14 protein-coding genes and 1 pseudogene are annotated in these 23494 nt (G+C 68.2%); 3 read left to right on the forward strand and 12 right to left on the reverse strand.

From position 1 onward, the window contains the following. Positions 1-159 precede the first annotated feature (159 nt). The gene (locus tag ACWIHY_RS23220) at positions 160-615 is read right to left on the reverse strand and encodes an Lrp/AsnC family transcriptional regulator (protein ID WP_454377581.1); all 456 of its coding nucleotides are present in this window, start codon (positions 613-615) and stop codon (positions 160-162) included. Positions 616-738: 123 nt separating this feature from the next. Between ACWIHY_RS23220 and ACWIHY_RS23225 the strand changes: the two genes are divergently transcribed. After that, positions 739-1284 (forward strand): RBBP9/YdeN family alpha/beta hydrolase, encoded by a 546-nt coding sequence (locus ACWIHY_RS23225; RefSeq protein ID WP_454377582.1) that lies wholly within the window; start codon positions 739-741, stop codon positions 1282-1284. 396 nt (positions 1285-1680) lie between these two features. Continuing rightward, the gene (locus ACWIHY_RS23230; protein WP_454377583.1) at positions 1681-2037 is read left to right on the forward strand and encodes a hypothetical protein; all 357 of its coding nucleotides are present in this window, start codon (positions 1681-1683) and stop codon (positions 2035-2037) included. A gap of 194 nt (positions 2038-2231) precedes the next feature. On the opposite strand, the pseudogene ACWIHY_RS23235 reads toward ACWIHY_RS23230, so the two are convergent. Together ACWIHY_RS23235 and ACWIHY_RS23240 are read right to left on the reverse strand one after the other, a co-directional pair. Further along, a pseudogene (locus ACWIHY_RS23235) lies at positions 2232-2633 on the reverse strand (ATP-binding protein); the annotation flags it as partial. Positions 2634-2898: 265 nt separating this feature from the next. After that, positions 2899-3456 (reverse strand): NUDIX hydrolase, encoded by a 558-nt coding sequence (locus ACWIHY_RS23240; protein ID WP_454377584.1) that lies wholly within the window; start codon positions 3454-3456, stop codon positions 2899-2901. A gap of 733 nt (positions 3457-4189) precedes the next feature. On the opposite strand from ACWIHY_RS23240, the gene ACWIHY_RS23245 reads away from it, so the two are divergent. Then, positions 4190-4537 (forward strand): hypothetical protein, encoded by a 348-nt coding sequence (locus ACWIHY_RS23245; protein ID WP_454377585.1) that lies wholly within the window; start codon positions 4190-4192, stop codon positions 4535-4537. A gap of 20 nt (positions 4538-4557) precedes the next feature. Here the strand turns inward: ACWIHY_RS23245 and ACWIHY_RS23250 are convergent, their stop codons facing one another. The 9 genes from ACWIHY_RS23250 to ACWIHY_RS23290 all read right to left on the reverse strand — a co-directional run bounded on the left by ACWIHY_RS23250 (position 4558) and on the right by ACWIHY_RS23290 (position 23491). Continuing rightward, positions 4558-7152, reverse strand: coding sequence for a hypothetical protein (locus ACWIHY_RS23250; protein WP_454377586.1), 2595 nt, complete (start codon positions 7150-7152; stop codon positions 4558-4560). After that, on the reverse strand, positions 7149-8402 hold the full coding sequence (locus tag ACWIHY_RS23255; protein ID WP_454377587.1) for a hypothetical protein: 1254 nt from the start codon (positions 8400-8402) through the stop codon (positions 7149-7151). The genes ACWIHY_RS23250 and ACWIHY_RS23255 overlap by 4 nt, the downstream gene beginning before the upstream one ends. 204 nt (positions 8403-8606) lie before the next feature. After that, positions 8607-11597, reverse strand: a complete 2991-nt coding sequence (locus ACWIHY_RS23260) for a CHAT domain-containing protein (protein WP_454377684.1) — start codon at positions 11595-11597, stop codon at positions 8607-8609. A 480-nt stretch (positions 11598-12077) separates the two neighbouring features. Continuing rightward, a complete protein-coding gene (locus tag ACWIHY_RS23265) occupies positions 12078-13517 on the reverse strand; it encodes a hypothetical protein (protein WP_454377588.1) in 1440 nt (479 codons plus the stop codon). Further along, entirely contained in the window at positions 13507-15021 is a 1515-nt protein-coding gene (locus tag ACWIHY_RS23270) for a hypothetical protein (RefSeq protein WP_454377589.1), read from the reverse strand. Before ACWIHY_RS23270 ends, ACWIHY_RS23265 begins: the two co-directional genes overlap by 11 nt. A gap of 5 nt (positions 15022-15026) precedes the next feature. Next, positions 15027-16511: a hypothetical protein gene (locus ACWIHY_RS23275; protein WP_454377590.1), complete on the reverse strand. Its 1485-nt coding sequence runs from the start codon at positions 16509-16511 to the stop codon at positions 15027-15029. Further along, entirely contained in the window at positions 16511-20056 is a 3546-nt protein-coding gene (locus tag ACWIHY_RS23280; RefSeq protein WP_454377591.1) for a hypothetical protein, read from the reverse strand. The genes ACWIHY_RS23275 and ACWIHY_RS23280 overlap by 1 nt, the downstream gene beginning before the upstream one ends. 2 nt (positions 20057-20058) lie before the next feature. After that, positions 20059-22788 carry a hypothetical protein gene (locus ACWIHY_RS23285; RefSeq protein WP_454377592.1) on the reverse strand — a complete coding sequence of 910 codons (2730 nt, stop codon included), beginning with the start codon at positions 22786-22788 and terminating at the stop codon, positions 20059-20061. 136 nt (positions 22789-22924) lie between these two features. Further along, positions 22925-23491 carry a hypothetical protein gene (locus ACWIHY_RS23290; protein ID WP_454377593.1) on the reverse strand — a complete coding sequence of 189 codons (567 nt, stop codon included), beginning with the start codon at positions 23489-23491 and terminating at the stop codon, positions 22925-22927. Positions 23492-23494: the final 3 nt, after the last annotated feature.

Below are 23494 nucleotides of genomic sequence, written 5' to 3' on the forward strand. Positions count from 1 at the left end.
GGCGTCGTGTCCGTTGGTAAGGACACAGATACGTCCCCACCGGCCGTGTTGGCAGAACACGTACGGGCGAGCACCGCGATGTCCGCAAGGGCGCCGACGAACGGCATGACATCACCACTACCGGCATCCTGATCGGCACCCCGGCCTAGATGTTGCGGGTCATGACGTTGTTGACGGTGCCGTTGGCAGCGACTTGGGCGGGTAGCTGCGCAGGACGAGGGACGTGGTGACCGGTCCGTAGCGGGCAAGGGTGTCCACGACTTGCTCAAGGCGTTCGGCGTGAGAACAGTGCACGTCGAACTGCAGGCAGTCCTCGCCGGTCACGCGGAGGGTCGAGACGACCTCGGGGGTCTGGGCGGCGAGGGTGAGTGCTTGGGACAAATGCGTGTGGGTGGTGCGAAGCCGGATGATGGCATGGATATTCAAGCCGACTGCGGTTGGGGCGACGACGGCGCGGTAGCCGGTGATGATCCTGTTCTTCTCCAGGCGTTGGATGCGGGCGCTGGCTGCTGGCTGGGACAGCCCGACTCGGCGTCCGACCTCGGCTCCGGTAAGCCGGCCGTCGGTCTGGAGCAGTTCCAAGATGGCACGGTCGATCTCGTCGATTGATTCCATCGTTGTCACCCCCACTTTCTTTGTCATCACTTGCTGAGCCTGGTCGCTGCGGTTGATTCATCGAGAATCACCCCAGGGTGACCCCACGAAGTGTGAGGGACATGATTGGAAGGGCGGTGGGCGATGGTCGCGTACGTCATCATCCCCGGGATCCACGGTTCGGACGAGAGGCACTGGCAGAGCTTGTGGGAGAGCCAGTGGGGAGCCTCAGCGGTACGGATTGCACCGGCCTCGTGGAGCATGCCGCACCTGCCGGACTGGGTTGCCGCAGTCCAGGTTGCCTACGACATCGCTTCCCGGCGTGACAGCCAGGTGGCGTTGGTGGCTCACAGCCTTGGCTGCTGGGCCGCTGCACAGTGGTTGGACCGGGCGCGACCCGATGGGGTTGCGGCGTTCCTGGTCGCGCCGCCCAATCCCCGAGGACCGGCGTTCCCACGTCAGGCCGCATCAACGTTCCTGGGCCTGTCCGCTCGCCCCTTGCCGTGCCGGAGCCTGATGGTGGCCAGCAACGACGACCCGTACTGCGACTCGACGACGTCCGCCTCATTCGCGCACGAGTGGCAGGCGCAAGGGCATCTCATCGGAAGCCACGGCCACATCAACTCCGGCAGCGGCCTCGGCGACTGGCGGGCAGGCCGGGAACTCCTTCGCATGCTCGTCGACCGCTGAGATGACCGATCCGACGTGGAGGTATCGCCCGAGCCTTCGCCGACGTCGGCCCCCCTCCCCGCTCAGAAAGCCCGCGCATGGGCACGCCTGGGAGGGGTCCACCCGAACGCGAGGAGAAGAACAGCGTCGCCATCGCCTCCAACGAGTCGTTCGGCAAAGCGCACATGCTCCGGCGAACCCGTGCGAGGTGCTGCCGAACTGCGACAGGTTCGACGAGGCATAGCGGGGACTCTCGTAGTTAGATGTCCTGTGGCCATCCGCCCAGGGCCCGCGTCAGATGCTCGTGAAGCTCCGGATCATCCGTCGCCGCGGCGAGGCGATAGGCAGTCGGACCGACGCGCCAACCCGAACTCCACTGAGCAGGGAAGCCTGCTCACGGACAACAACGCGCTGATCGTGACCCGGCCCGACACCAGTCGGTGCGTCGCGGCCCTCCGCGCCCACGCGGTGGACGCGGTCATCGACAATCAAGCGGCCCTCTACGGCTACACCCAGAAGTACGACGACGTCGAGGTGCCGCCGACGGCGACGGATGGGCAGGAGGCCGGCCTCTACGCAATCGCGCTGCCCAAGGGGACGCCCGATGACTCGTGCAAGAAAGTGTTCCGTGCCCTGCAGGAGTACGTACGAGGCCGGTGGGAGGCGGATTTCCGGTCCCAGATGGGGAGCGTAGTCCAGGCGTTTCCCACCACGTGGAACGCGTTCACTCCGTCCGAAGGCGACATGAACCAGCACTCCTCCTGCACGGCCTGAGTTGGTGCCGCGGGCCTCTCCGAAGCACAGGCTTTGCGCAACCATTGGTGCGGGACCGGCACCATGCCCAAACCGACTGCCACCAGAAGGCCGACGTTAGCAATGGCACCGGATCTCACCGATGGGCATCGCGACGGCGCTGCAGATGGGACACCGGGGGCAGCGAATTGCCTAGCTGCTCAGCCCGATCTTCCTCAACAGCCCATCACCAGCACGGTTTTTCGATGGAGAACAGCCGACCCGCAAGCGGTGGCGGAGCCTGGTTGCCACCTGGCACGATCACCTGCGCCATCCGATGAACCGGTCTTTCTGACTGCCGCGCCAGGTCGCCAGGGCAGGCGGGTACGCACCGTCTTCCCGCCGCCTTCGCGCGGTAGAATGCGGACCTCGTCGGCCGGCAGGGCGATCAGCGCCCACCCCCACCCTCCGTGCCTGCCCGTGATGTCCGGGGCGCGCGGTCGCGTAGGGGCGGTGCTGATGTCACTGACCTCGACCAGCACACCCTTGTCGTGCAGGACCGGGAACAGCGTGCACGGTCCCGGTGCGTGACGGACGGCGTTGGTCACCAGTTCACTGGCCACGATCAGCACCGCGTCGGTGGCCGCCCGGGCTGGCCGACTGACCGCGGATTCGTTCGGCTTCCGTCAGAAAGCCGGTGGTTATCTGTCGGGCCCGGGCGGGCGCATCCGGCGCGGCGGCCAGGTGAATGCAGCGCTGCCCGATAGCGGTCATGGGCGTGGTGGCTGCAGCTCGTGTGCCGGGCGGGCGTATCCCTGTCGCCGCAATAGCCAGGACAGTTTGCTGCCGGTCGGTATCACGGTTCCGTATGTGTGCTGGGCGCGGAGGCGGGCCCGCCCATCGCTACCGGTCCCCGCCGGGCAGCAGGCCGCGCAGTTCGGCGCGGAGGAATGCCGCCATGGTGAAGCCGTCGCGGATCTCGTCCGCCGCGATCGCCGCCCGGAGTCGGGACACCGGCCACCACTCGAACTGGTCGATCTCATCGTCGAGAGCGGCCAGATCCCGCTCACTGGTGACTGTCGCTAGCCACAGCCGCACCGAGCCGACCGTCAGCCCGCTGTTGGGCATCACGGTGCCCAGGTCCGTCCATTCGTCCGCCGCCAGCCCCGTCTCCTCGCGCAGCTCCCGCACGGCGTCCTTGACCGGGTCGTCCGGGCACTCGCCGAATCCCCGGGGGAGTTCCCACACATCCGCGTCCAGCGCGACCCGGTACTGCCGTACCATCCCCACCGATTCGCCCCACAGGGGCAGCACCACTGTCCCGGGGGTGCCGTCGGACTCCACCAGTCGCAGGTACTTGAACGTGTGGCCGGCGAACTCCACGTCGTCCAGGTACACCGACAGCCACGGGGCATGCATGAATGCGGGCTCAGCCGCGCGGGAGATCTTGTCGGGCCGCATATCGGGTCCCTTCGGTCGGAACGGTCGCGGTGGGCCAGCATGATCTTAATCGTCGTCCAGCGGGACCCTCGATGACCGTTTCGGGCAACATCCCTTGCACAAGCGTCAGATGCTCGTGCAAGGCCTTTTTCTGCAGGGCTGGTTCCACGAGCGCTGTGGGGGTCTGTCCACAATCCCGATGTCCGAGTTTCCTTCTGGCAGTTCTTGCTCTGGATATCGGCGACATCGCTGATCAGGGTCTTTTACTGATCCACCTCGTCGAACAGAAGTTCGTAGGTGGAGTCCGGTGGATTGGTGAAGAGGTGGGGCTTGTTTGGCCACTAGATCCTGGTAGGCGGCCAGTTGGTCTCGGCGTCGCTGCTCTTTCAACTCACCTTCCGGATCACAGTAGTTGGCAGCGGTCACGACGGTAGGCTGAGTACGCTTTAGGTGGGGGCCGGGAGGAGAAGCGGGTGTTGGTGGGCGGGGCGATCAGCTTCGGCATGGTTGTCGGGTGGACGTTGGTGACCAGACGCGGATCCGGGCTGATGCTGTGGCTGGCGCAGGCGGCTGTAGTCGGAGCGGGAGCTGGAACCGTCTTCATCGCTGCTGGACCGGCCGGAGTGGTACCGGCTGCTGTCGGCCTGGCCTCCGGCGCCGGTCTGCACATGCTCTTCCGTTTTCTCGTGCGCTCGGTCATGGTATCGGCGGGCACATTCGAGGGGGATAGGTGACATACGTAGAAGTTGGATCGATGTCCTTCGGCGTGGTTATCGGTTGGTTTACCTATTTCGTGAACCGGCATCGGACCACGGTCGCTCTCGCCGATGTGCTGGTGATTGTGGGAGCACTGGGTGGAGGCACCATCCTGACCCTCTTCCCGGAGGAGACGCCATTGTTCGCGGCGTACGGAATCGGTCTGGCGATCGGGTTCTTCGGCTATTTCCTGGTGCTGGTGGTGCTCGTGCTGCGGAGCAAGGAGTGGACCATGGAGTGGTTCCTGGATGGGAGGCGCCCGGCGTTGAAGCCGGGGCAGATTTCCTCAGACGGCAGCCGTGCCAGCCGCGCCATGGGGGGCGGAGGGACCACACCAGTGCACTGAGGTGGACCATGCGGCAGGGGTCACGCCTGTCTCATCCGCAGGTGAGGCGGGGCGTATGCCACGTAGATCAGGCCCAGCGGATTCTGCTGGGACAGCAGGGCCAGCCTGGCCGCGCGCATGGCGTAGGCGATCGACGAGTGGTTCTCCATGAAGTGGTGGAGCACGCAGTCGGCGAACTCGGAGGCTAGTGACTCGTAGGTGATGATCTCGGTGCCGATCAGTCCTGAAGCGCGGGCACGGTGGACGAAGGCTTTCACGAACGTCATCGCGTGGTGAGGCTCGACGGCGGCGGTGCGGCACCCGTTCAGGAAGACCAGCGGCCGGCTGTCCGGCCAGTGCATCCGGCCGTCGGCGATGTGATCCCAGGAGATCGGCGCGGTGGACCTGTCGCCGACGCGGAGCATGGGATTACCGTTGATCACCTCGCCGTGGCAGAAGAAGTACAGCAGCTGCGGGATGCTGCTCCCACGCAGCCGGGTCAACAGCTCTTCCCGGCGGGCGAGGATTGTTCCGCGGTATAGGGACCGGACGTGTTCCGTGTGTGCACCCGCGAGATCCTCGGAGATTCCGACGACACATTGAGGTCGGTCGGTGTACTGGATGCAGTGGCCGCCGCGCGGGGGAGCCAAGGGCGTTTCCTCGAAGACTGGTGCCGTCGACTGCGGAAGTCCGATCTCGTGACGGTAGCCCCAGAAGCCGCTGGGGCACACGACCGAGTCATCGTCGTACGAGGGGCAGTCGCCCTGGAAACACGGACTGTCTGCCAGGTCGCTGCCTGCCTGGAGTGCGTACTTGGACTCTTCACACAGGCGCACTCCCCTGCTGTTACCCCAGTCGAGGGGGTGGTCGTAGATCAGCGCTGCCGGGACGACTATCCCCGCATGGTCCTTGCTGGCGACCTCGATCACGCCAGGTCGTCGCAACCGGGCCGCCAGTTGCAAGATCGGAGACGTGGCTTCCGCCCCGGCAAAAGCAGTTTCGGCGAACTCCCCGCCGATCGCCGTCCACAGCCGGTATCCCTTGCACGCCAGGTCGATCAGGTCCTGCTCGTAGTCCGATGGCGCATTGCCTTCGTACCGGAAGGGGGGGCCGGAACTCTCCGGGTCGGTGCATCCCCATGAGGCCTTGCGCAACGCACCCCGTGTCTCCTCGATGATGTTCTCGACCTGGCGTTCATCGAGAACGGCCTGTGTCTTGACTCCCCCCTCTCCCAGGAAGCGGAAGCCGTGCGTGCCGTCACCATTGTCGTTGACGAAGACCGACAAGGTCAGAGGCCGGACGTCCGCGAGATCGCGGGGATCGGGCGCAATCCCGGACGTGTAGTCGATCTGTGCCGTGAGCGCGTGAGCCCGGATTGGGGCGCCCGGCTCGACCTGTATCTCGACAAGCCGGGATTGGAGCAGCGTCTGGCGGTAGTAGAGATGGCAGCGCAACCGGTACCTGCCGGGTCGTGCGGGTGTGCGGATCGGGAAGAACAGGCGTGTGCCGGCGATAGGGCTGCTGGCGGGCCTGCTGAGAACTTCGATCCGTCCGTCCGGCTTTAGTTCAAGCTGGCCGGTGTCCTGCCCGTCGAGAATCTCGATGTGGCCGGGAAAACTGAACAGTGCCACCGTCAGGATTCCGGTGGGCAGTTCCACCGGCTCTGGGTTCAGTTCGATGCTCCTGTTGACGACCCTTTCGGCGACCTCGAACCAGAACAGGTGCGGGGTGTCGGGCTCAAGGCACCGCTCGGGGGCCAGGGGAGTCTCCGGCCGTGCGACCTGCGACACCCCCGTACTGGCATAGCGGCTCCGGCGGCTGGGGGCGTTGTCACCGAGCACGCCCGGCCGTTCGGCGTCTCTACTGGGTTGATCTGCCTCGGGTTGCGTGGTGTCCACATTCTCGGGCTGGAGCGGTAAAGCGGGCAGCCAGTCTGCTTCCGGCGGCGTTTGGTAGCGCTCGAGGAGGCGTGCGATCGTCCTTTGGCAGACCTCCGCTACAGCCGAGTCGTCGAGGGCTGCGGCGATGTCGCTCGCCCGCGGGAAGCTCGGGTGCGATGCCTCCAGCTCCGCCGCCACCGACGGCCAGGGAGTACGCACCTGTGCGAGTTCGGCCAGCCGAGTCCCCCAGCGGGTATCTAGCCGTCCGGCAAGCGCGGCGATCTGCGACCGGCTCCCGTCGTCCAGGTAGGGCACCACCCTGGCCGCCAGGGCGGTCGCGTACCAGCCGGCCTCGGCGCGCGCCGCCTCCTCGACGGCCATGACCGATCGCCACCGCGCGTCGGCGGAATCGGGTTCGGGCAGAAAGGGAAGCAGATACGCGATTTCCTGATCGGTCAGGTCGTATAGCGGGGCGCCAGGCGGCGCCCCCAGCCGGTGCAGCCCGGTCGCCAGCGATACAGGGGCTTCGGGCAGGCCGAAAAACCAATTCTCTCTGCCTGCCCGCCGGGCGGCGGACACCTCGTGTACGGCCTCGCTGATCACCGGCCATCCGGTGTGGGGTGCCATCTCTCCGGCCGACGCCGCCACCTGGGCGACCACTGGCAGATCGGTGACGGAGCAGTGGGCGGCAAGCCAGCCCAGCACCGATGGTTCCGGCCGGTCCGCTGCGAGGAGCAGCTCCAGGCTGTCCGTCACCCGCCCTGCCTTCCCGCGGAGCCGAGCGAGCGAGCCAGGTCGCCCAGGTACTCGCCTGCCGCGAATGAGCGGTCCAGATCCTCTTCGGACAGCTTGCCAAGGGCCATGGTCTGCACGTGTCCATCGGGGCCCGATCCCACGGGGATCGCCAACCGGCCGCGCTCGACCGTAACCACGTGCGGCAGGGACGCCTGCAACTGGGCCAGATGGGACTCCCAGGCATCCCGCAACTCCTGGTCGACCGGCTTGTTGAGGCGTACCAGCCGGTTGAGCTCTGTACAGGAATCCTGCCATGCGAGCCGACGCTCATCGTCGGCCACCAGTGCCCAGTACGCCTCGAAGACCTTGCGTAGGGGAGCGACCGACAGGTTGGGCACCGCCTCAGCCGCAGCGAACATCCCTGCCATACGAAGGGAACGCTGATTCCCTCCCGCGTGCTCGCCCTTGGCCAGCCGGGTGTCCTGGATGAGCGCCATCGAGAAGGCGTTGACGTGCTTCAGTTCGTCCCGGCCGTCCACGCGCGGAACTGACGACATGTACTCGAACCGCGCAAACGCCGATTCCGCCATCACGGCGTTGTACAGGGTGTCGACCAGCTCCCGCAGTTGGTCGCCGAGCAGTGGGTCCTGTCCGGCCAGGTCCGCCCCGCTGTGCACCCAGCCTCGGTTCACCGCATCAGGGCCCTTCTCACGATCAGAGCCCGCGCTCTCCTCTGCCTTCTTCCGCACCGCTGTCTGCAAGCGCAGGGCGGTTTCTTCAGGACAATCGTGCCCGGCCGCCAGTTCAACGACTCTCCCCAGAGGCATATCGATCAGGTGCTCGACATAGCTTCGAAGGGAAGTCTGCGGGGCACAGGCCTCCCGGCTGCGGTCGTACTCTGCGAACTCCTCGAAGTACTTGTTCAATCTGAGGAGCATGTCGAAGTAGCGAGCCAGCTGGGGATTCTCCCGGATCTCCGCCGGCACGGACCGCGCCGTACCGCCACCGGCGCGCTGCTCCAGTACGTCGGCCAAGGCGTGCCGGACCGGAACCAGATGGTCGATGGGCTCCCACGCCGAGAGCTTGAAATAATTCCTGGCCTGCGGGTCGGACCGGCGGAGTTGGTCAGAGCAGGCCGCGAAGAACGTGGGCTGGCGGAACCGGTGCAGAACGAACGGACGTGCCCTGGCCAGCTGCGCCGCGTTCTGCTTCGCCGCCTCCTGCTTGGTCTGTTCCCAGGTTTCCAGGACGACATCGGCCAGATCGAGCATGCCCCGGGAGTCGAAGGCGTAGGTGTGATTGACGGACAAGGACCGGCCCAGCAGCAGGCTCACCACAGCCTCGGCCTGAGCCTGTGCCAGATTGGGGTGGTCGTCGGGGTATGCGGCAGTGGCTCGGGTGGAGTCGAAGGATTCATGGAACACCAGCCTGTCCGGCATGGGCACCTCCGTGCGGTGGGGATATCTAAGGGGTACCTAAGGAGTGTCGGCCCACTGGAAGAGCGCGCCTGTCGAGCCGGCGCGCAGATGCAACAGTGGTACAGCGGGGGCGCCAGGCTGCCCGGTGAGAACGTAGTGCCGCAGCGCTTCGACGAAAGCAAGGTCCACCGGGACTCCGGCCAGAACCTGTGCGGTCAGCTCCTCGACCAGTGACTGAATGGTGTGGTTGTACACGGCGGTACGCATCCCGACCACCGCCTCCACGCCGTATTGCACAAGCTCCCGGCCGAGGGCTGCGGACGTGCACCCCACCAGAACGACTAGGCGCGCCCCGGTACCGGAGATCCGCCGTGCCATGTCGGGCACGGGGACATGGCCTCCGGAAGGGAGGACCACCCCGCCAGGCCCGGAGTGCGCCCACAGGTGCAGGACGTCCGCAGCCTGGAGGGAACGGTCGAGGTCCTCTACCGTGCTCACGATTTCCGGCATGCTGCTGACCAGCCGAACATTGCTGCGCCGGGTCCGGCGGCGCATCCGGTCGTAGGCTTCGTCCACCCCGATCAACAGAACGTCTTTTGTCCGTACCACCAGCATCCGTGGTCGGCTGGCACGGGGCCTGGAGGCAACACCGGCTATGTGGCTGGTGCTTGCTGCGGCCACACGGACCATGGTGACGGGAGGGGTGTCGAACCAACACAGCGGAGCCGCGGCAGGATGGAGGAGCTCCCAGGGATGGTTGACGAGGTGACTGTCTTCGATCAGCCAGCTGAGCCGGACGGGCTGGCCGGGATCCGTTCCGCGAGCCCTGTCGAGCTCCCAGTCGAGCCCGGCGAACCACAGTTGGTCGCCCAGCCGTCCGCCGAGATGAACGGCCTCCGAAAGCCCACCCACGTGATCACTGTTGGCACATTCCTGAAACCTGGCGAGCTCGGTGTCCGGAAGCACCGTGCTCCCTCCGCCCGGGAACCGGATCCGGCAGCCGACCCCATCCTGAACGACCCGCAGGTTCACTGTTCCGGCCGTCGTAGGTTCGCACGCCTCAGTGCCGCCCCGGTCATACCCAGCCATCCGTCCGCGGCCTGCGGCGACTGTCCGACCCGACGCAGCGGCGACCACGGTGAAATGGCCCGGGGTCTCAGCGATAACGGGGGAATTTGCGGGTGCTCCAGTGCTGGCGCGGCCGAATAGCACCACCCCGCCGTCAGGATACGCCGCTACCAACTCGCCGCTGTCGCCTGCGGCAACCGACAGCGCACCGGGGCGGAGCCGCGCATAGTGCCGATTGCCGCGACGCGACAGCACAGAAACGACGGCATCCGCTGTGGACAGGACGAGTGGCCCATCCGGCAGGCAGGCCAGCAGCCGGTCCCCCACTCTCTCCCGCTGCCAACGCCGACCGTCGTGGCAGATCACCTGGAGCGTCCCGTTGCGGTCCAGAGCTGCCAGGGAGCCGTCCGCACCGACTGCGATGTCCCGGACAGGCACCTCGAACTCCAGCAGTGCGGCGGGCCTGTTGCCAAGAACGTCCTTTTGGTACATGACCTTGGTGTAGTGCCCGTACACAGGACAGCCCCTCCATGTCGCCACCGCCAGAGACAGCCGGTTGGACAGACGGCGAGGATCCCCGGTTTCCGCGCTCCACCAGTAGGCTCCGCCCTGGCTGGCGACCAGCCAGCCCCGACGGTGCCGGACCAGCTGGTGGACCGCACCTGTTACGCGTGGAGGGGCCGACTGCATCGCAGTCCCCCTGCCGTCGTACTCCCGCAGTAGGCCGAGCCGGGTGCCCACGGCAGAGCGACCACGGTCATCCGGAGCCAGGCCAACGGCAGTGATCTCGTCGTCGGCCTCGAAGGTGGGATCGTCGCTGCCGGACCGGGCCAGATCCCATTGCATCAGCTCCTGGCCGTGGGCGGTCACGAGGGAACCGTCGCTCACGAAGGTCATGGCCGTGATCCGGCTCTCAACGCCTAACTCATCTGGTTCCGCGCCCGGTTCCGGCAGCGCGGTGCGGATCTTCTGATCCGCACCAGCACTGGCGAGCCGGCCGCCGGGTGACCAAGCCAGCATGCGAACACCTTGGTGCCGCCAAACCGTCCGCACCGTCCCCTCATGGAGAACACGTACCGATGAGTCGCTGTCGAGAGCAAAGGCAAGTTGGCCGTCGGCCGCCCAGGCGGCGCAGACAACCGTCCCGCCGAGATGGTGATCGGCACGCACTCGTCCGTCTTCGAGGACGCGGCCCAGAACGGTCACCTGGCCGTCCCGCCAGGCCGCGCTGATCCGTCCTTCGTCGATGGCGACGGCGATCACCTTGGATTGTCTGCGCGTCGGCAGCTCGCTCCACTGGCTGCCCGGCGCGCACACTTGGACTACGCCATGCTCGTCCCCGGAGACTACATAGCCGTCGTCGGTGACCGCGGCGGCGGAGATACCCGCTGTATGGGGAAGTCTCGGCCAGGGCGCGCTGCTGGTCGGGCCGCGGCCCAGGAAACGTGCGTTCGGGCCGGCTGCGAAGATCCAGCCCCCGTTGGCCGCCACAGTCCACACCGCTGGGGGGAGATCGCCGACGCGTGTGGTGCCCCTGTCCGGAGCCCATGTCTCCACGTACCCGGATCCGGTTCCTAAGCAGATTCCAGTGTTACTGCTTGCCATCGCGTGCACCGCGCCGGAGGCACGTCCGTCCAGCCGGGCCCTGCCATCGCGTGAGCGCGAAGACCAACGCATCCGGAGGTACGGCAGGCGTGAAGCCGTGAGCCAAGCCACGATCCAGCGCTCGACCATCGGCATCTTCCATTCGACGGCGATCTCCAAGGCGGCCTGCGCGTACCGGAGATACGACGGCGCGTCCTCCTCCACAGCTGGCCCGAAGCTCTGCACCCGTGCGGAGGCGTACTTGAGAGTCCGGGCCAAGTCCCGGGCCGAGGGGTCGTCGCCCGCCATCGATTCAAGAAGGCCCAGCAAGGACGGCACATCGAAGTCCGCAGTCCCGCTTTCCCACGGCAGGGGCAGCCTGCCTGGCAACGGCATCACCTGTGAATCCCCCGAACCGTGACAGCACGAAGTGAAATGCGGCCTTCAAAATATAGCCCTGGTTGGGACGATATATAAGAGAATCGTGATTCATGATCCGTAGAGCCGGGCAAAGGCGAGGAGCGCCGCCGCATCATGAGCGAGCCCTGCCACCTGGGTGGCCAGGGGTACTGAGACGCGTTCAGCAGGGCTACTGAGCACAGCACATGGCGTTCGTCGAGCGGCGGACGACGACCACCAGCCTGTGTCCCGGGCCATGTAGGTCCCGTCCCGCGCTTGCTGCGGCGGGCAGGGCGTCGTGGCTTCCGACAGCCCCGTGGGTGACGACCTACATTCCCAGGTCCAGTCAGCTGTGGGCAGCCTTGGTCAGCCAACTCTGACGTTCCTGGTCGGCGCCAGAGACGACCGCGGCGTCACAGCCCGCCGGTTGGACCGCCTCGGTGCGTGTGCCGCGGGAGACCACCGGCGAGCCAGGGCTCAGGTATCGTCCGGGACGCGGCGGGCCTCGCCGAAGTCCCACAGACAGACCACCGACCGGTCACCTCCCGTCGACCTCACGCGGACGTTCACGTCGGAGAAGAAGTCAGTCAGATATGGACCCCGGCCCGCCCATCGCTGTGCGAACCAGCCGCCGAGATCTGCGCGGAGAAGCAGTTCCACCACGGGCGCGCTGCACACGGCCACGAGGTCGTCCGGACGGGTATCGAAACGCGCCCAGCGGAGCTCGGGCGCGGCGGCCGGAAGCCGCGCCTCCCGAGCGCCGGTGAAGACCACCTGCCAGGTACCGTCCCTGAGCCGCAGGACGGAACCGTCGCCGACGCCGAAAGCCACGTGCTGACGCCGCTGATGATCACCCAGCTGGGAAAGCAGTCCGGTGAGCGCGACCTCGACCGCGGCATCGGCCTCCTTGCCGGTGCCATGGGAGCCGACGCCTGCACCACCCGCCTCGTTGCGCGCCACCAGGCCCACGGATCGGCCCACGCCCTGGAGGGCGAGACGCAGCAGTTCGCCCAGTGTGCCGTCGTCGCCCCCCTCGCGGCTCGTGCCGTACGAGGTCGGCGTCGACGCCCACGTCCGATCCGCATCCGGATCCGCACCCGGAAGCGGAGCCGTGTAGAGCTCGCTTCCGAGGCGCTCGCCGTAGCGGCCGAGCTGTGCGGCGAGGCTCCGGCAGGCGCGCTGCGCGGCCGACTGCGACCACAGGCCACGCGGTGCGCCGGCGGCCACCGCGCTGAGCAGGGTCGGCGAAGGGATTTCCTCCACCAGCCAGAGCAAGACCGCGTCCCGGCGGTGCTCACCGTCCTCGCGCTGCCGGTCGCCACGGACCGATGCCGCCCGTACGACCATCGGGCCCAGATCGGCCCCGTCGACGGTGGTGTCGGCCGCCGAGTCGCGTCCCAGGGGCAGTTGATGCGGTACCGCGGGAGAGAGCGACGGCTCGCCGGGCGGTTCTGGGGCGTCTTCGGCGTTACGGCCGCCGAACCGCGCCGCGGCCGCCGCCAGCGCCTCGGCGAGACTGGCCGCCACACCCGCCTCGACCCTCGCCTCCAGCACGGCGGCCACCCTTGCCTCGATCCCGGCCTCCACCTTCGCCTCAAGGGCGGCGTCCAGCCGCGCGTCCACCTGCGCCGCGACGCGGGCCTCCACCCCGGCCTCGAGCTGGGTGAGCCGCGTGTGCAGGAACCGGCTGTCCGAAAGTATTTGGTCCCGCTCTCCACAGACTCTGGTGAGCTGGACCTCGTACTCCCTGCGAGTCCGGTCCACCTCCGCCGCGATCAGCTCCCTCGGCGGCGGCGATGCCGCTGTGAGGGCACGGTGCGAGCCGCGGCGGACCGCGACGCCCAGCACTGCGCACACAGCGAGGGACGCCAGCAGCACGACGAGCAGCGCGACCAGAGCGAGCGGTTCAATGTCCACGTGGCTGAACTCCCTTTGTGGCCAGCTGTCGTACGGCGCGCTCCGCGAGCGCGGATGCGGTGAGAGCTTCGAGACGGTCCCACAGCCGGCGTGCGTCGCCTTCCCCGAAGAGTTCGTGGTGTGAGGGCACTTCAGTGTCTCGGGGCGGTTCCCCGGTGGCGGAACGCGGCGTCGTGGCAGCGGCCCATTCGTGGCGGGCCATCAGATCGTGGCCGGCGAGCCGGGTGTCCCGGCACGCGGCCCGAAGGCGCTGCACGGTCAGCTCGGGGACCTTCATGGGTGCCTGGTCGATCAGCGGACGAAGTACGAGGTCGCACAGTGCTGCCAGCCCGGAGGCCGCACAGTCCGCTTCCGCCTGGCGCACGGCGTACTCGGGCCGCCGTGCCGCACTGTCGAGCAGCCACACCGCGCGGCCCGCCTGTGACAGGGCCAGGGGGAACACCGGGACCCCGTCTGCCGCCGGTCCGACGGTACGCCGTCCATGGCTGCGCAGCCAGCTGCCCAGATCGGCCATGGCGGTCGCCCCGAGCGGTGCGGCCACCGTCGCGACGAGCACCACGGCGGGCGGATGCGTTGCCCCCCGTACCCGTTCCAGCAGCCCACCGAGCGCAGCGATCGCCGGAGAAGGCGCAACGTCTCCGCCGAGCTCGGCCGCCGGTACGACAGCGAGGACGAGATGCGCGGCGTGGAGGAGCTCCAAGGCTTCCCTGCGCAGTGCGCGCCCGCTCTCCGTGCCGGTCCTGTCCGGAGGTACGACGGGAAGGTCGACGACCTCGGGGTACAGGTGGTCCCTGTCGGCCGGAGCGCGGGCGACGGCGTCGGCTGCCGACTCGCGAAGGGGTGGGCGCTTCACATTACTTGCTCCGGAAGTGGGCGCGGCCCAGGGCAGGGGAGAGGCGCGGAAGTGTGCGCGGATCACCGCGGGCGCGGACAGTACCGAGGCCACCGCCGCGTCCAGCGCCGACGAGGCAGGAGCGGCGGCGGTGAGGTCCTGGCAGCGGCGCAGGGTACGAGCGACCTCGTCGGTGCCCGCGCAGCCGGTACTGAAGAAGGAACCTCTCGCGACCTCGGGCGCGCGGACACGGAGCCAGGCCGCCGTACGCGGCGCGGCACTGAGCACCTCCTGCGGCAGCTGTGCCTGACGACGATCCGTCAGTAGTCGGGCGAGCCGGTCGAGCGCCGCCGCCTGGCAGGGCGACAGCCTCAGCTCCGGCCGGTCGACGCCGCCATGGACGACGGCGACCGGCAGCAGGTCCGTGACGAACGGCGGATCGGCGATGCGCAGCCCGGTCAGCAGCGGGACCGGGCCGGGGCCCTCGCCCGTGCGGGCCACCACGACCCGCAGCGGAACCCGCCGCCCCTCGCCGCCCGTGCCGAGCATTGCGACATCGGCGGCGAGCTGCGGAGAGAGCCCGCAGGCACGGCCCACGCCGGACGCGCCGAGCACGGCGCTCGCCCGTACCCACCAGGGGCCATTCCCGGTACCGCCCCCAGCCGCGTTCATCGCTGTCATGGCGCGGCCGCCGGGTCGGGGCGCCGGATTACCCTGCCCGGGAAGGCCGTCTGTGGCCCGGCCACGCCGATCCGGCGCAACGGTGTCAGAAACACCCATTGCACCAGCCGCTCGTTCGACCCTGCGGCGCCGGCCAGATTGCAGTCGGGCTCGGTGTAGCTTTCGAGATCGGTCTTCCGCCACTCCGACACCTGGTCGAAGACGACCTCGTGGCCCACCTCACGGGCCAGCGGATCCAGAATGAGCGACACATTCCGGCGCCACTCCCACCACCAACTGCCGGGGGCAGCCGTCGGCCCGTGCAGCAACCCGCCCAGTACGCCGTCGAGTTTCCGGGCGGAGCCGAGCCGTGTGTCCCACGTCTGCTCGTCGCGGTGAGCCCGGGCGGCGCCCGTCAGGTTGGTGAGAAGCGTGGTCCGGTAGACGTTCTGATTGCGCGCATCCGTCAGGGGGACGCGGCTGGTGCGGGGGTAGATGATGGCGTGCAGGTCGGGGTCGAGCTTGGTCAGCAGCAGCGCCTGCCCCGCCCTCGCGGCCCAGAAGAGCCGGGGGTCATCGGCATCGAGGTCCCCGACGTCGACGATACCGACCGCCTCGAGGACGTCGGGGGGCGCGTCTGCCGTGGCCTGCATCAGGGCCTCGGCGTCGCCGAGATCCAGTGGAACGGCGACCTTCCGGGCGATGCCGTCCGGCCCGCCCCGGTCCTCAGCGCCGTGCAACGCGGGCACGATCACGGCCAAGTCCTCGCAGGCCGGCATCGCACCGAGGCACTCCTGTGCGGCTTTTGCCGCGCGGTCCCGCCAGCTACGACGGTCCTGATCGGGCAGTCGCAGCAGCGCCATGTGCAGCGCCGTCCAGACCGCTGCGGCCTCCTGCGGGTCCGCTGCCCCGGCGCGGATCTTGGTCCGGGCGGGGCGCCATGCGCCGAGATACCTGCTGTGCGTCCGGATGAGTCCCGAACACAACTCGTCCATCCGGACCATCAATTGATCCAGGGGAGTGGGGGCCGGATCGGGTGCGGGTGCGGGTTCGTTCTCGACGGCTGGAGCGGTTTCCGCTCCCGTGGCCCGTGCGGCGTCCGTCTCCGTGTTCCGATTCGGCTCGGGCGCTGCGGCCGGAGCGGGCTGGGTGGCCGGGACCGGTTCAGGTTCCGTCACGGTGGCGGGCGCCGATTCCACCAGCCCGGCCGGTGCGAGCTCAAGGGCGGTTTCGCCTTCGAGAATTGCGTGACTGAGCGCCGCCTTTGCCTCCTCGACCCAGGTGACGACCTCTGTCGCGTCCTCTTTGTACGGAGGAAGGTGACGAGCCACCTTGTTCAGATCCTGGTAGCAGGCCTTGAGAGCCTCCAGCAAGGTGTTCCGGCACTCCGAGGGCCCCGAGTCCAGGACGTGAGCCACGGCCTTCGCGAATTCGTTCCAGCGCACGACGGCTGCCGACAGCTCGGGGGGCGGGTCGGCAGGCGTGACGGTGTTGTCCTGCATCAGTGCCTCCCGGTCGAGGGGTCCCAGTACTCGTTGGACTCCGTGAGGCCGCTGCTCATCGGCCGGCGCAGCACCCGGCCGGGACGCTGTTCGACCTCGCGAAGTGTTTCGGCGGGCAGATAGGGAACGGATCCGCGATGGACGCGCAGTGTTCCGTGGGCGTCCAGGGTCGCCCAGTGGTCGGCGAGTCCGGGGGCGGGGAGCCGGCCGAGGTTCTCCGGCTCACCCCCTCCGTCGCGTACCAGGTAGAAGTGGTAATGGCCGTTGACCGGCGGCGCGTCGAGAACAGCCGCACGGCCCGGCACCGGCTGTTGCTCGGAATCGGTGGTGTCGTGGAAGAGCTCACCCAGGTACAGCTCGTCGGGCTGCGGTGCCGGGAACACCTCCATCAGTTTCGGCTTGCCCGCGTGCGGCTCGTTCAGCGACACGCAGATACTGCCCGGCAGTGAGAAGGTGTTGAGCCCGGCGTCGAAGACCAGGCCCTGCCGGGAACCGTCAAGCTCCAGCGGCTGGCCGTTCACCAGCAGATGAGGCATGCCCCGGCACAGCAGGATGTACGGGAAGAGCTCCTGGTCCATCTCCAGCTGGTAATTGACGCCGGTGCCGTCCTTCCTCCGCCACACGTCGTCGAGTGGCTGCGGCAGCGACTCAGCATGGGCGGACAGCACGAGGTTGAAACTGCCCCACTGGATGTGGTCCCTCGAGGACGTGGCCCGGTGCAGCATCACCACTTCCGTCAGCGGCTTCCAGCCCGTACGGACACCTCGGCGGCCCCGGGCATCGAGCTCGGCGAACGGCGTCCCTGCCCGGAGCACCGTCAGCACCCTGGCCTCGCCGGCCGCCACTGCGCCGAAATCGCCGGGCAGGCTGGAGAAGAGGCCTCGCGTCCGGATGTCGAGCTCGCTCAGCCGGATCACCGGATCCGTGGCGGACAGCTCGTTCCGCATCGCCATTTGGCCCGCGAGCGCCTGGATGGAGTGGGCCCAGGCGGCACCGATCGAGGTCGCCTGTTTGGCAATGGAGCCCTTCTCGACGGACAGTGCGGTCGGATTCCAGCCCAGCCGCACCTGGGAGCCGGCGTCGGCCTGGGTTAGGACGCCCACCACGGTCTCACTCACCTGCTCCAGGGCACTGCTGCGCCCGGAGAGCACCACCTGGTCGAGGACGGGCACCGGATGCGGCTGCAAGCCCTTGGCGATCCGCTTGGCGTTGTCCTCGTGGATCCGGGTGAAGACTGTACGGACGAGATCCGCGCCCATCTCCGCGGCCCGCCTGAGCACTGGCTCCATCAGGGTGCGGAAGTCGGCCGGGTCTAGAGCGACTTCCTTGGCGGGGCCGAGCAGGTGCGAGCCGGCGTCGAGGATCTGCTGCACATCGTCCTGCTTGATCGTGGCGGCCGGGAACCCGGACACTTCGCTCTCATCTCCACCACCGCCCAGCTTGCGTTTCTTCGACTCGGCCTGCTTCCAGAGCAGATCGAAGCGGTACCGGCGGCTGGCGCGCTCCGCCTCGTCCTGGATGCCCTCCCAGCAGGTCGGAAGGCATTCGTCGAGGGTCTGCCGGACGTCCGGGGCGACGATGGTCTTGAGCATCTCGGACGCCTGCTCGGCGACCCTGGTGGACAGGCTGCGTTCCTCGTACTCACGTGCTGCCCCGAAACCTGTGGCAGGCGAGGCGGCACTCGGCCGCAACTGGTCCACCAGACACGCCTTGATCCAGTAGAAGACCTGCAGGGTCAGCAGATCGCCGCCCAGCTGTCCGTGTCCGGTCGAGCCGAGGAGCTGCGGTTCGACCCGGTAGTCGCGGCCGGAGACGAACTCCTGCTCCTCCGTCAGGGGCGGTGTTTCGTCCACCATGGCGAGCCGCAGCAGCGCGATGTCCGTCGTACAGCCGCCGACGTCGATGGCCAGCAGAATGCGGTGCCAGGTCGGCGGGTCGTCACTGACGTGCCGGGACCGCGAACGCAAGGCCTCCAGGCCGAGGTTCTGGTTGTCCGAGAGCTCACGCATGACGAAGAAGAGGCAGGCGGCCAGGCCCTCGTCGTAGTCCATGACCACCTGTGGAATGCCGAGGCCGGAGCGGACGAGCTTCTCCAGGCGCTGTTTGACCTCCGGCAGGATGGTCGTGGGATAGGTGATGACGGCCGTGCGTACAGTGGGCCGCTCTTGTCCGACCTGGCGGTGCATCAGTTCCTCGGCCCGTTTCACCAGCCGCAGATACAGGTGCTGAGCGAGGTGGACGGTGCTCATGTCCGTGCCGTTCACGGCGGGCGGCCGCTGCTGGAGCACGGCGCGCTTGATGCCGGTGATGGTGGTGACGGGGGCGGGGCTCGCCTCCTGGGATTCACTGGGCAGTTCGAATCGCCGGTCCTCCGGACGGGGGACGACTCGCCCGTCCGGCCCCGGCGGGCCGGGCAGATGCCCGGGAGGAAGGCCTTCCTCGCCTTTTGGCGCCCGCTCGATCAGTGCGCTGGCCGGCGCCCTCGTCCGCTTGCCGTTGACATCCGGATAGTCCACGGGCCGCAGTTTCTGCCGGTCGAGCGCGGGAGTGTTCATGACGCGCGCATAGCCCTCGAAGAGGCGGGGCACCAGCCAGTCCCGCAGTGCGGGCCGGCCGTCGTGCTGAAGGTTTTGCTCCACTTTCACCGTCAGGGCGTCGACGACGTCGGAGTCGTCCAGCCGGGACAGGGCCTGCCGACCGCTGATCCGCAGCCCGCCGCGGCGGCCCAGCACGAGATCTCCGGCCATGATGGACTCGACGGCCTTCCGCCACTCGGGCGGGGAGTCGGGGGGAGGGCTCAGCAGGTCGCTCAGCAGCTTCGCCAAGGCCGCCGTCTGGTCGGGATCCACCAGCCGCTGGGTGATCGCGCCGAGGTCCCACAGCGTTGCCGTGGACGCGGTGGAACCCAGGTCGATAGCGACGAACTGCTGGAGGTTCTCCCCGGTCGACTGCTGCGGGCGCAGCCTCAGGAACTCGTTGTCCTCCTCGGACGCAAGGCCGGAGCCGGACCAGTCCGCGGGGCCGGCCGAAGTCGGCGGCTGCTCGCCGAGCGGGGCGAACTCCAGGGTGATACTGCCAGGCGCGGTGTCGGTGCCCGCCGAACCCGTGTACTCAAGGGACCAGTGGACATCGACGCGCAGCTCCGTGGGGTGTCCGGAGCCGAAGGCGTCAGTAATGCGCGGATCGCCGTACACCACACTCGCCGGCAGTCGGGAGTCCACCGAGAGTATGCGGAGCCCGTCGACACTGGCCGCGGTGTAGTTCTGCGGAACCCAGACGGTCTCGAGGGCATGGGCCAGCTGCGCGGGGATGAGCACGCCCGGTTGGACGCGGACCTCGACTCGTGGCGGCAGATGGACGGTGACGTATCCGGCGCTTCCGGGCTCGCGCTCCACCAGCACTTCGGGGAGGGGGAAGCCGTTCGCGTCGGCGTAGACACGGAAGTGCCGACGGCCGAGCGCGACGACACCGGGGTGGGCCGAGGCGCCGGGGTCGGACCCGGCGGGACCGGGGACGCGGAAGGTGATTTCCAGTGCGCTGCTCATGGTCAGTCGACGCTCCAGGTCCTGATGAGATAGTCGATCGGCTGCTCGACGTGCTCGCGGGACTCGCCCTCGCTGTCCTCGCCGTCCGGTGAGGCGCCGGACGGGCTGCCGGAGAAGCCGTCACCCGGTGGGTCCTGACGGGGCGGCACGATGTCGATGTCGTTGAGAAGGGCTGCCGACGCCTGGTCGTACAGCGGAATGAGCTTGCCGGTGACCACACCGAGCAGCTCGTCCAGCAGATCCGTGACGGTCCGCGCCGCGGCGACCGCCGTGTGCTGGCGTAGTTCCACCACCCGCAGGGGATGCCGTTCCCGCTCCTCGATGTGCTCCTCGAGGTCGCGCATCAGATGGTGCCAGGGCAGAGCATGGTGCGGACGGGTGGGGAAGCGCCGCTCCAGCTCTCCCTTGCCCCACTCATGGTGGCCGAGCGTCGGAATGATCTTGGCGGTGGCTTTGCCGGGGTTGAGACAGGTCCACAGGTCGCCCAGCTGACGTCGGGCCTTGGCCGTTCCGCCGCGGCGCCGGGTGTACAGCTCGATCAGCAGCGCACTTGTAGCTGGGTCGCCGAACCACTCGCGCAACGGTGCGAACTCCTGCTGCCAGTGCGCGGCCCAGTCCTGGCACCACTCACGCAGCCGGTCGTTGCCGTTCCGGCTCCATTCCTGGACCGTGTGCTGGAAGTGCTCGATGAAGGCATTGGAGGAGTCCTCGGCCGGATCGTCCCCGTAGATGCCGTTCCCGGAATCCGGACCGGCCTCGTCCTCGAACCCGGGGTACGGGGTCCACGTAGCGTCCGAATCGGCGGCTGGCGCCGCGCTCTTGGTCACCAGATGCTGCTGGTCCCGATCGGCCCGTTCCAGGAGATGGTGCCACTCCGTCCACTGGAACACGGCCTGGTGCACGGCGGCCGCAGTCGCCGCCAGCCCCGGTGGCCGGGCCGGATCCGTCGACCTTTCCGTCTCGCAGTACCCTGCCTGATCGTTTATATCGAGCCCATGGGGGCTGCGCAGTGCGTGCAGGGCCGGCCGTATCCGCTTGTCCAGCAGGTAGCGCAGCTCGGCGAAGTTCTCAGAGATCTCGCGGTAGGCAGCGTGCGCGCCGGCCGCGGAGCGGTGCACCTGGCGCTGGAGTGTGAGCAGGGCCGCGTCCAGCTTCCGCCGTGAGCGTTCGGCGCGTTCCAGCTTCTGCGCCACGCCGTTCCTGCGTACGTGCTCCTCGATCAGGTGGCGAAGACGGCCGACGCCGCCGTCCTCGTCGTAGGCGCGCAACCGCGGCGACCATGGGTTGCCGGGGTCTGTGGCCTCCAGGCGCGACGCGATGGGCTCCCAGCGCCGTTCACCGGCCGGAGGAAGCTTGTCCATGGCGGTGCGGACGCGCTCTCGGGTCTCGCCGGAGAGATGGGTGTACGACAGCTCGTAGGCGCGGATCGCGGGAACCGCCGAGGTCACTACGATGCCGTCCTGGCGATCCCGGACGAACTTGCTCCCGTAGACATGGATTCCGTTGAGTTCGTCGGCGTGCCGCAGCAGTTCGGGTACGGCAAGCGCCGGGCCCGGGACGGCCGCGAGGGACGGAAGGTGCGTCCGGTCGAAGACATTGGCGGCAACCAGAGCGGCCTGACCGAGGGCCTCCGGGGTGCGACCGTCCTCCAGAAGCATGTCCCAGAACTCGGAGGCTCCCTTGGACTCGGGGCGGGAGGAGAGCACGACCAGCAGAATCGTGTGCACGTCGACCAGGGCGTGCCGGCTCAGGGACTTGTCCCTTCCGTACGAGCCCGCCGCCCCGATGCCGGGGAAGTCGAGGAGCTGCACGGGATGATCGGCCAGCAGACCACCGAGCGCCCAGTGGTCCGGGGAGACGGTGACCTTCTGCACCACGCGCTCGATCAGCGGGAAGCTCCGGCTGAGAGCGTCCTTGTCGGTTTCGATGTTTTCACTGTTGAAAGGCTGGAGGCTGAATTTCGGCGGGGCCTTGGGCGTGACCTTGGCCGCCGGGAGTTTCAGCGCCTCGTTGACGATCTTCCGGTCGACGTAGGCCCGGTGCCCCAGCACGCTGTAACTGCCGCGCTGGCTGAGGAAGGCGTCCCGGATCCGGCACAGTTCGACCACGGTGTCCCGGTGGGCGTCGTCGATGAGCTCGGGAGGTACGGCGCGGGGAGCGCCGCCGTCAGGCGCGGGCCACAGGCAGGCGTACCAGCTGTCGAAGGGCGCCCAGCCGCGCGGATCGGTCACAGGGTCGTAACCCGACAGCCCGGCACCGGCCCCCAGCTCAGGATGTCTGCGGTCGAGTTTGGTGATCAGGGTGGACAGGATGTCTGCGACACAGCGGCTGAGCTGGGTTTCGTTCAGGTAGCGGATCTCGGTGGTTTCCGCCGCCCGGGTGGAACTGCCGGGCTCGCCCGCGGCCAGGGAGAGCACAGTTATGTTGCCGGTGGTGGGGCGTTCCTCGACCGGCAACAGATCGGGACAGCCGAGGAGTGTGCCCAGGAGCAGGGACTTGCCGACGCTGTACTCCCCGACGACACCGATGGTGACCGGCGAGTCGACCCGGTCGAGCAGTTCCTGGGCGCTCTCCCCGACCCGTGCCTGGGCTGCGTGGCACTCGGGAGTGTCGGGTATCTCCTGTTCCTCCAGCATGGCCTGGGCGTCCTTGGCGTACCGCCTCAGATCGGCGAGAGCGGTGGGCGAGGCCACTGTGGGGCTTGTGGCGGCTGAGGCGGATGTGTTGAGCACGGCGACTCCGCGGTGAGTGCGGTGAGGACGGTGGTCTGTCGGTGAGGCGGTGCGTCTGGAGGCAGGCGGCCGTTGGTGGACCGGTGATCCGGTTGACCGGTGACTCAGCGGGTCGTTGATGCGGCGGGTCGGCGGGTCAGTGGAACAGGAAGAACAACTCGATCTCGGCAGTGCCGGACGGGACACGGGGGTCGGTGTTGTGGTAGCCGCGGATGATCTCTTTGTTGTACGGCGGGAAGAACCGCGGCGCCGCGGAGGGCAACTGCTTGGCTACGGCTTCGGCGTAGGCCGTACTGGTCCTGGTGTCGACCGCGCCGCCCGCGAGCCGGCCGGCGTTGCCGAAGACCATGACGAAGGCCGCCCGCTCACCCGCGAACTTTTTCGTCTGCCGGGCGATTTGATCCCGAATGCTGGCGGCGGCCCGGTCGGACCCGCCGATGAGTGCTTCAGGGTCGGTGCGCACCGTGATCGATCGGGTGGTCGGGTCCAGCCCGCCGGTCGGCGGTGCGGGACTGATCGGCGCCGGGGTGAATGGCTCGGGCGACGGGGGCGTGGACGGCGTCGGTGTGCCGGTGAGGCAGTTCGTGTCGTCGGGGCAGAGCGGAGCGGCACCATCGCCCATCGCCTCGCCGCCCAGCACAACGACCACCATGACCAGCAGCAGATCGGCGAAGAGCCATCCTGCCAGCTGCGCTCCTGACATCTG

This window comes from Streptomyces sp. NPDC055287 (assembly GCF_053646035.1).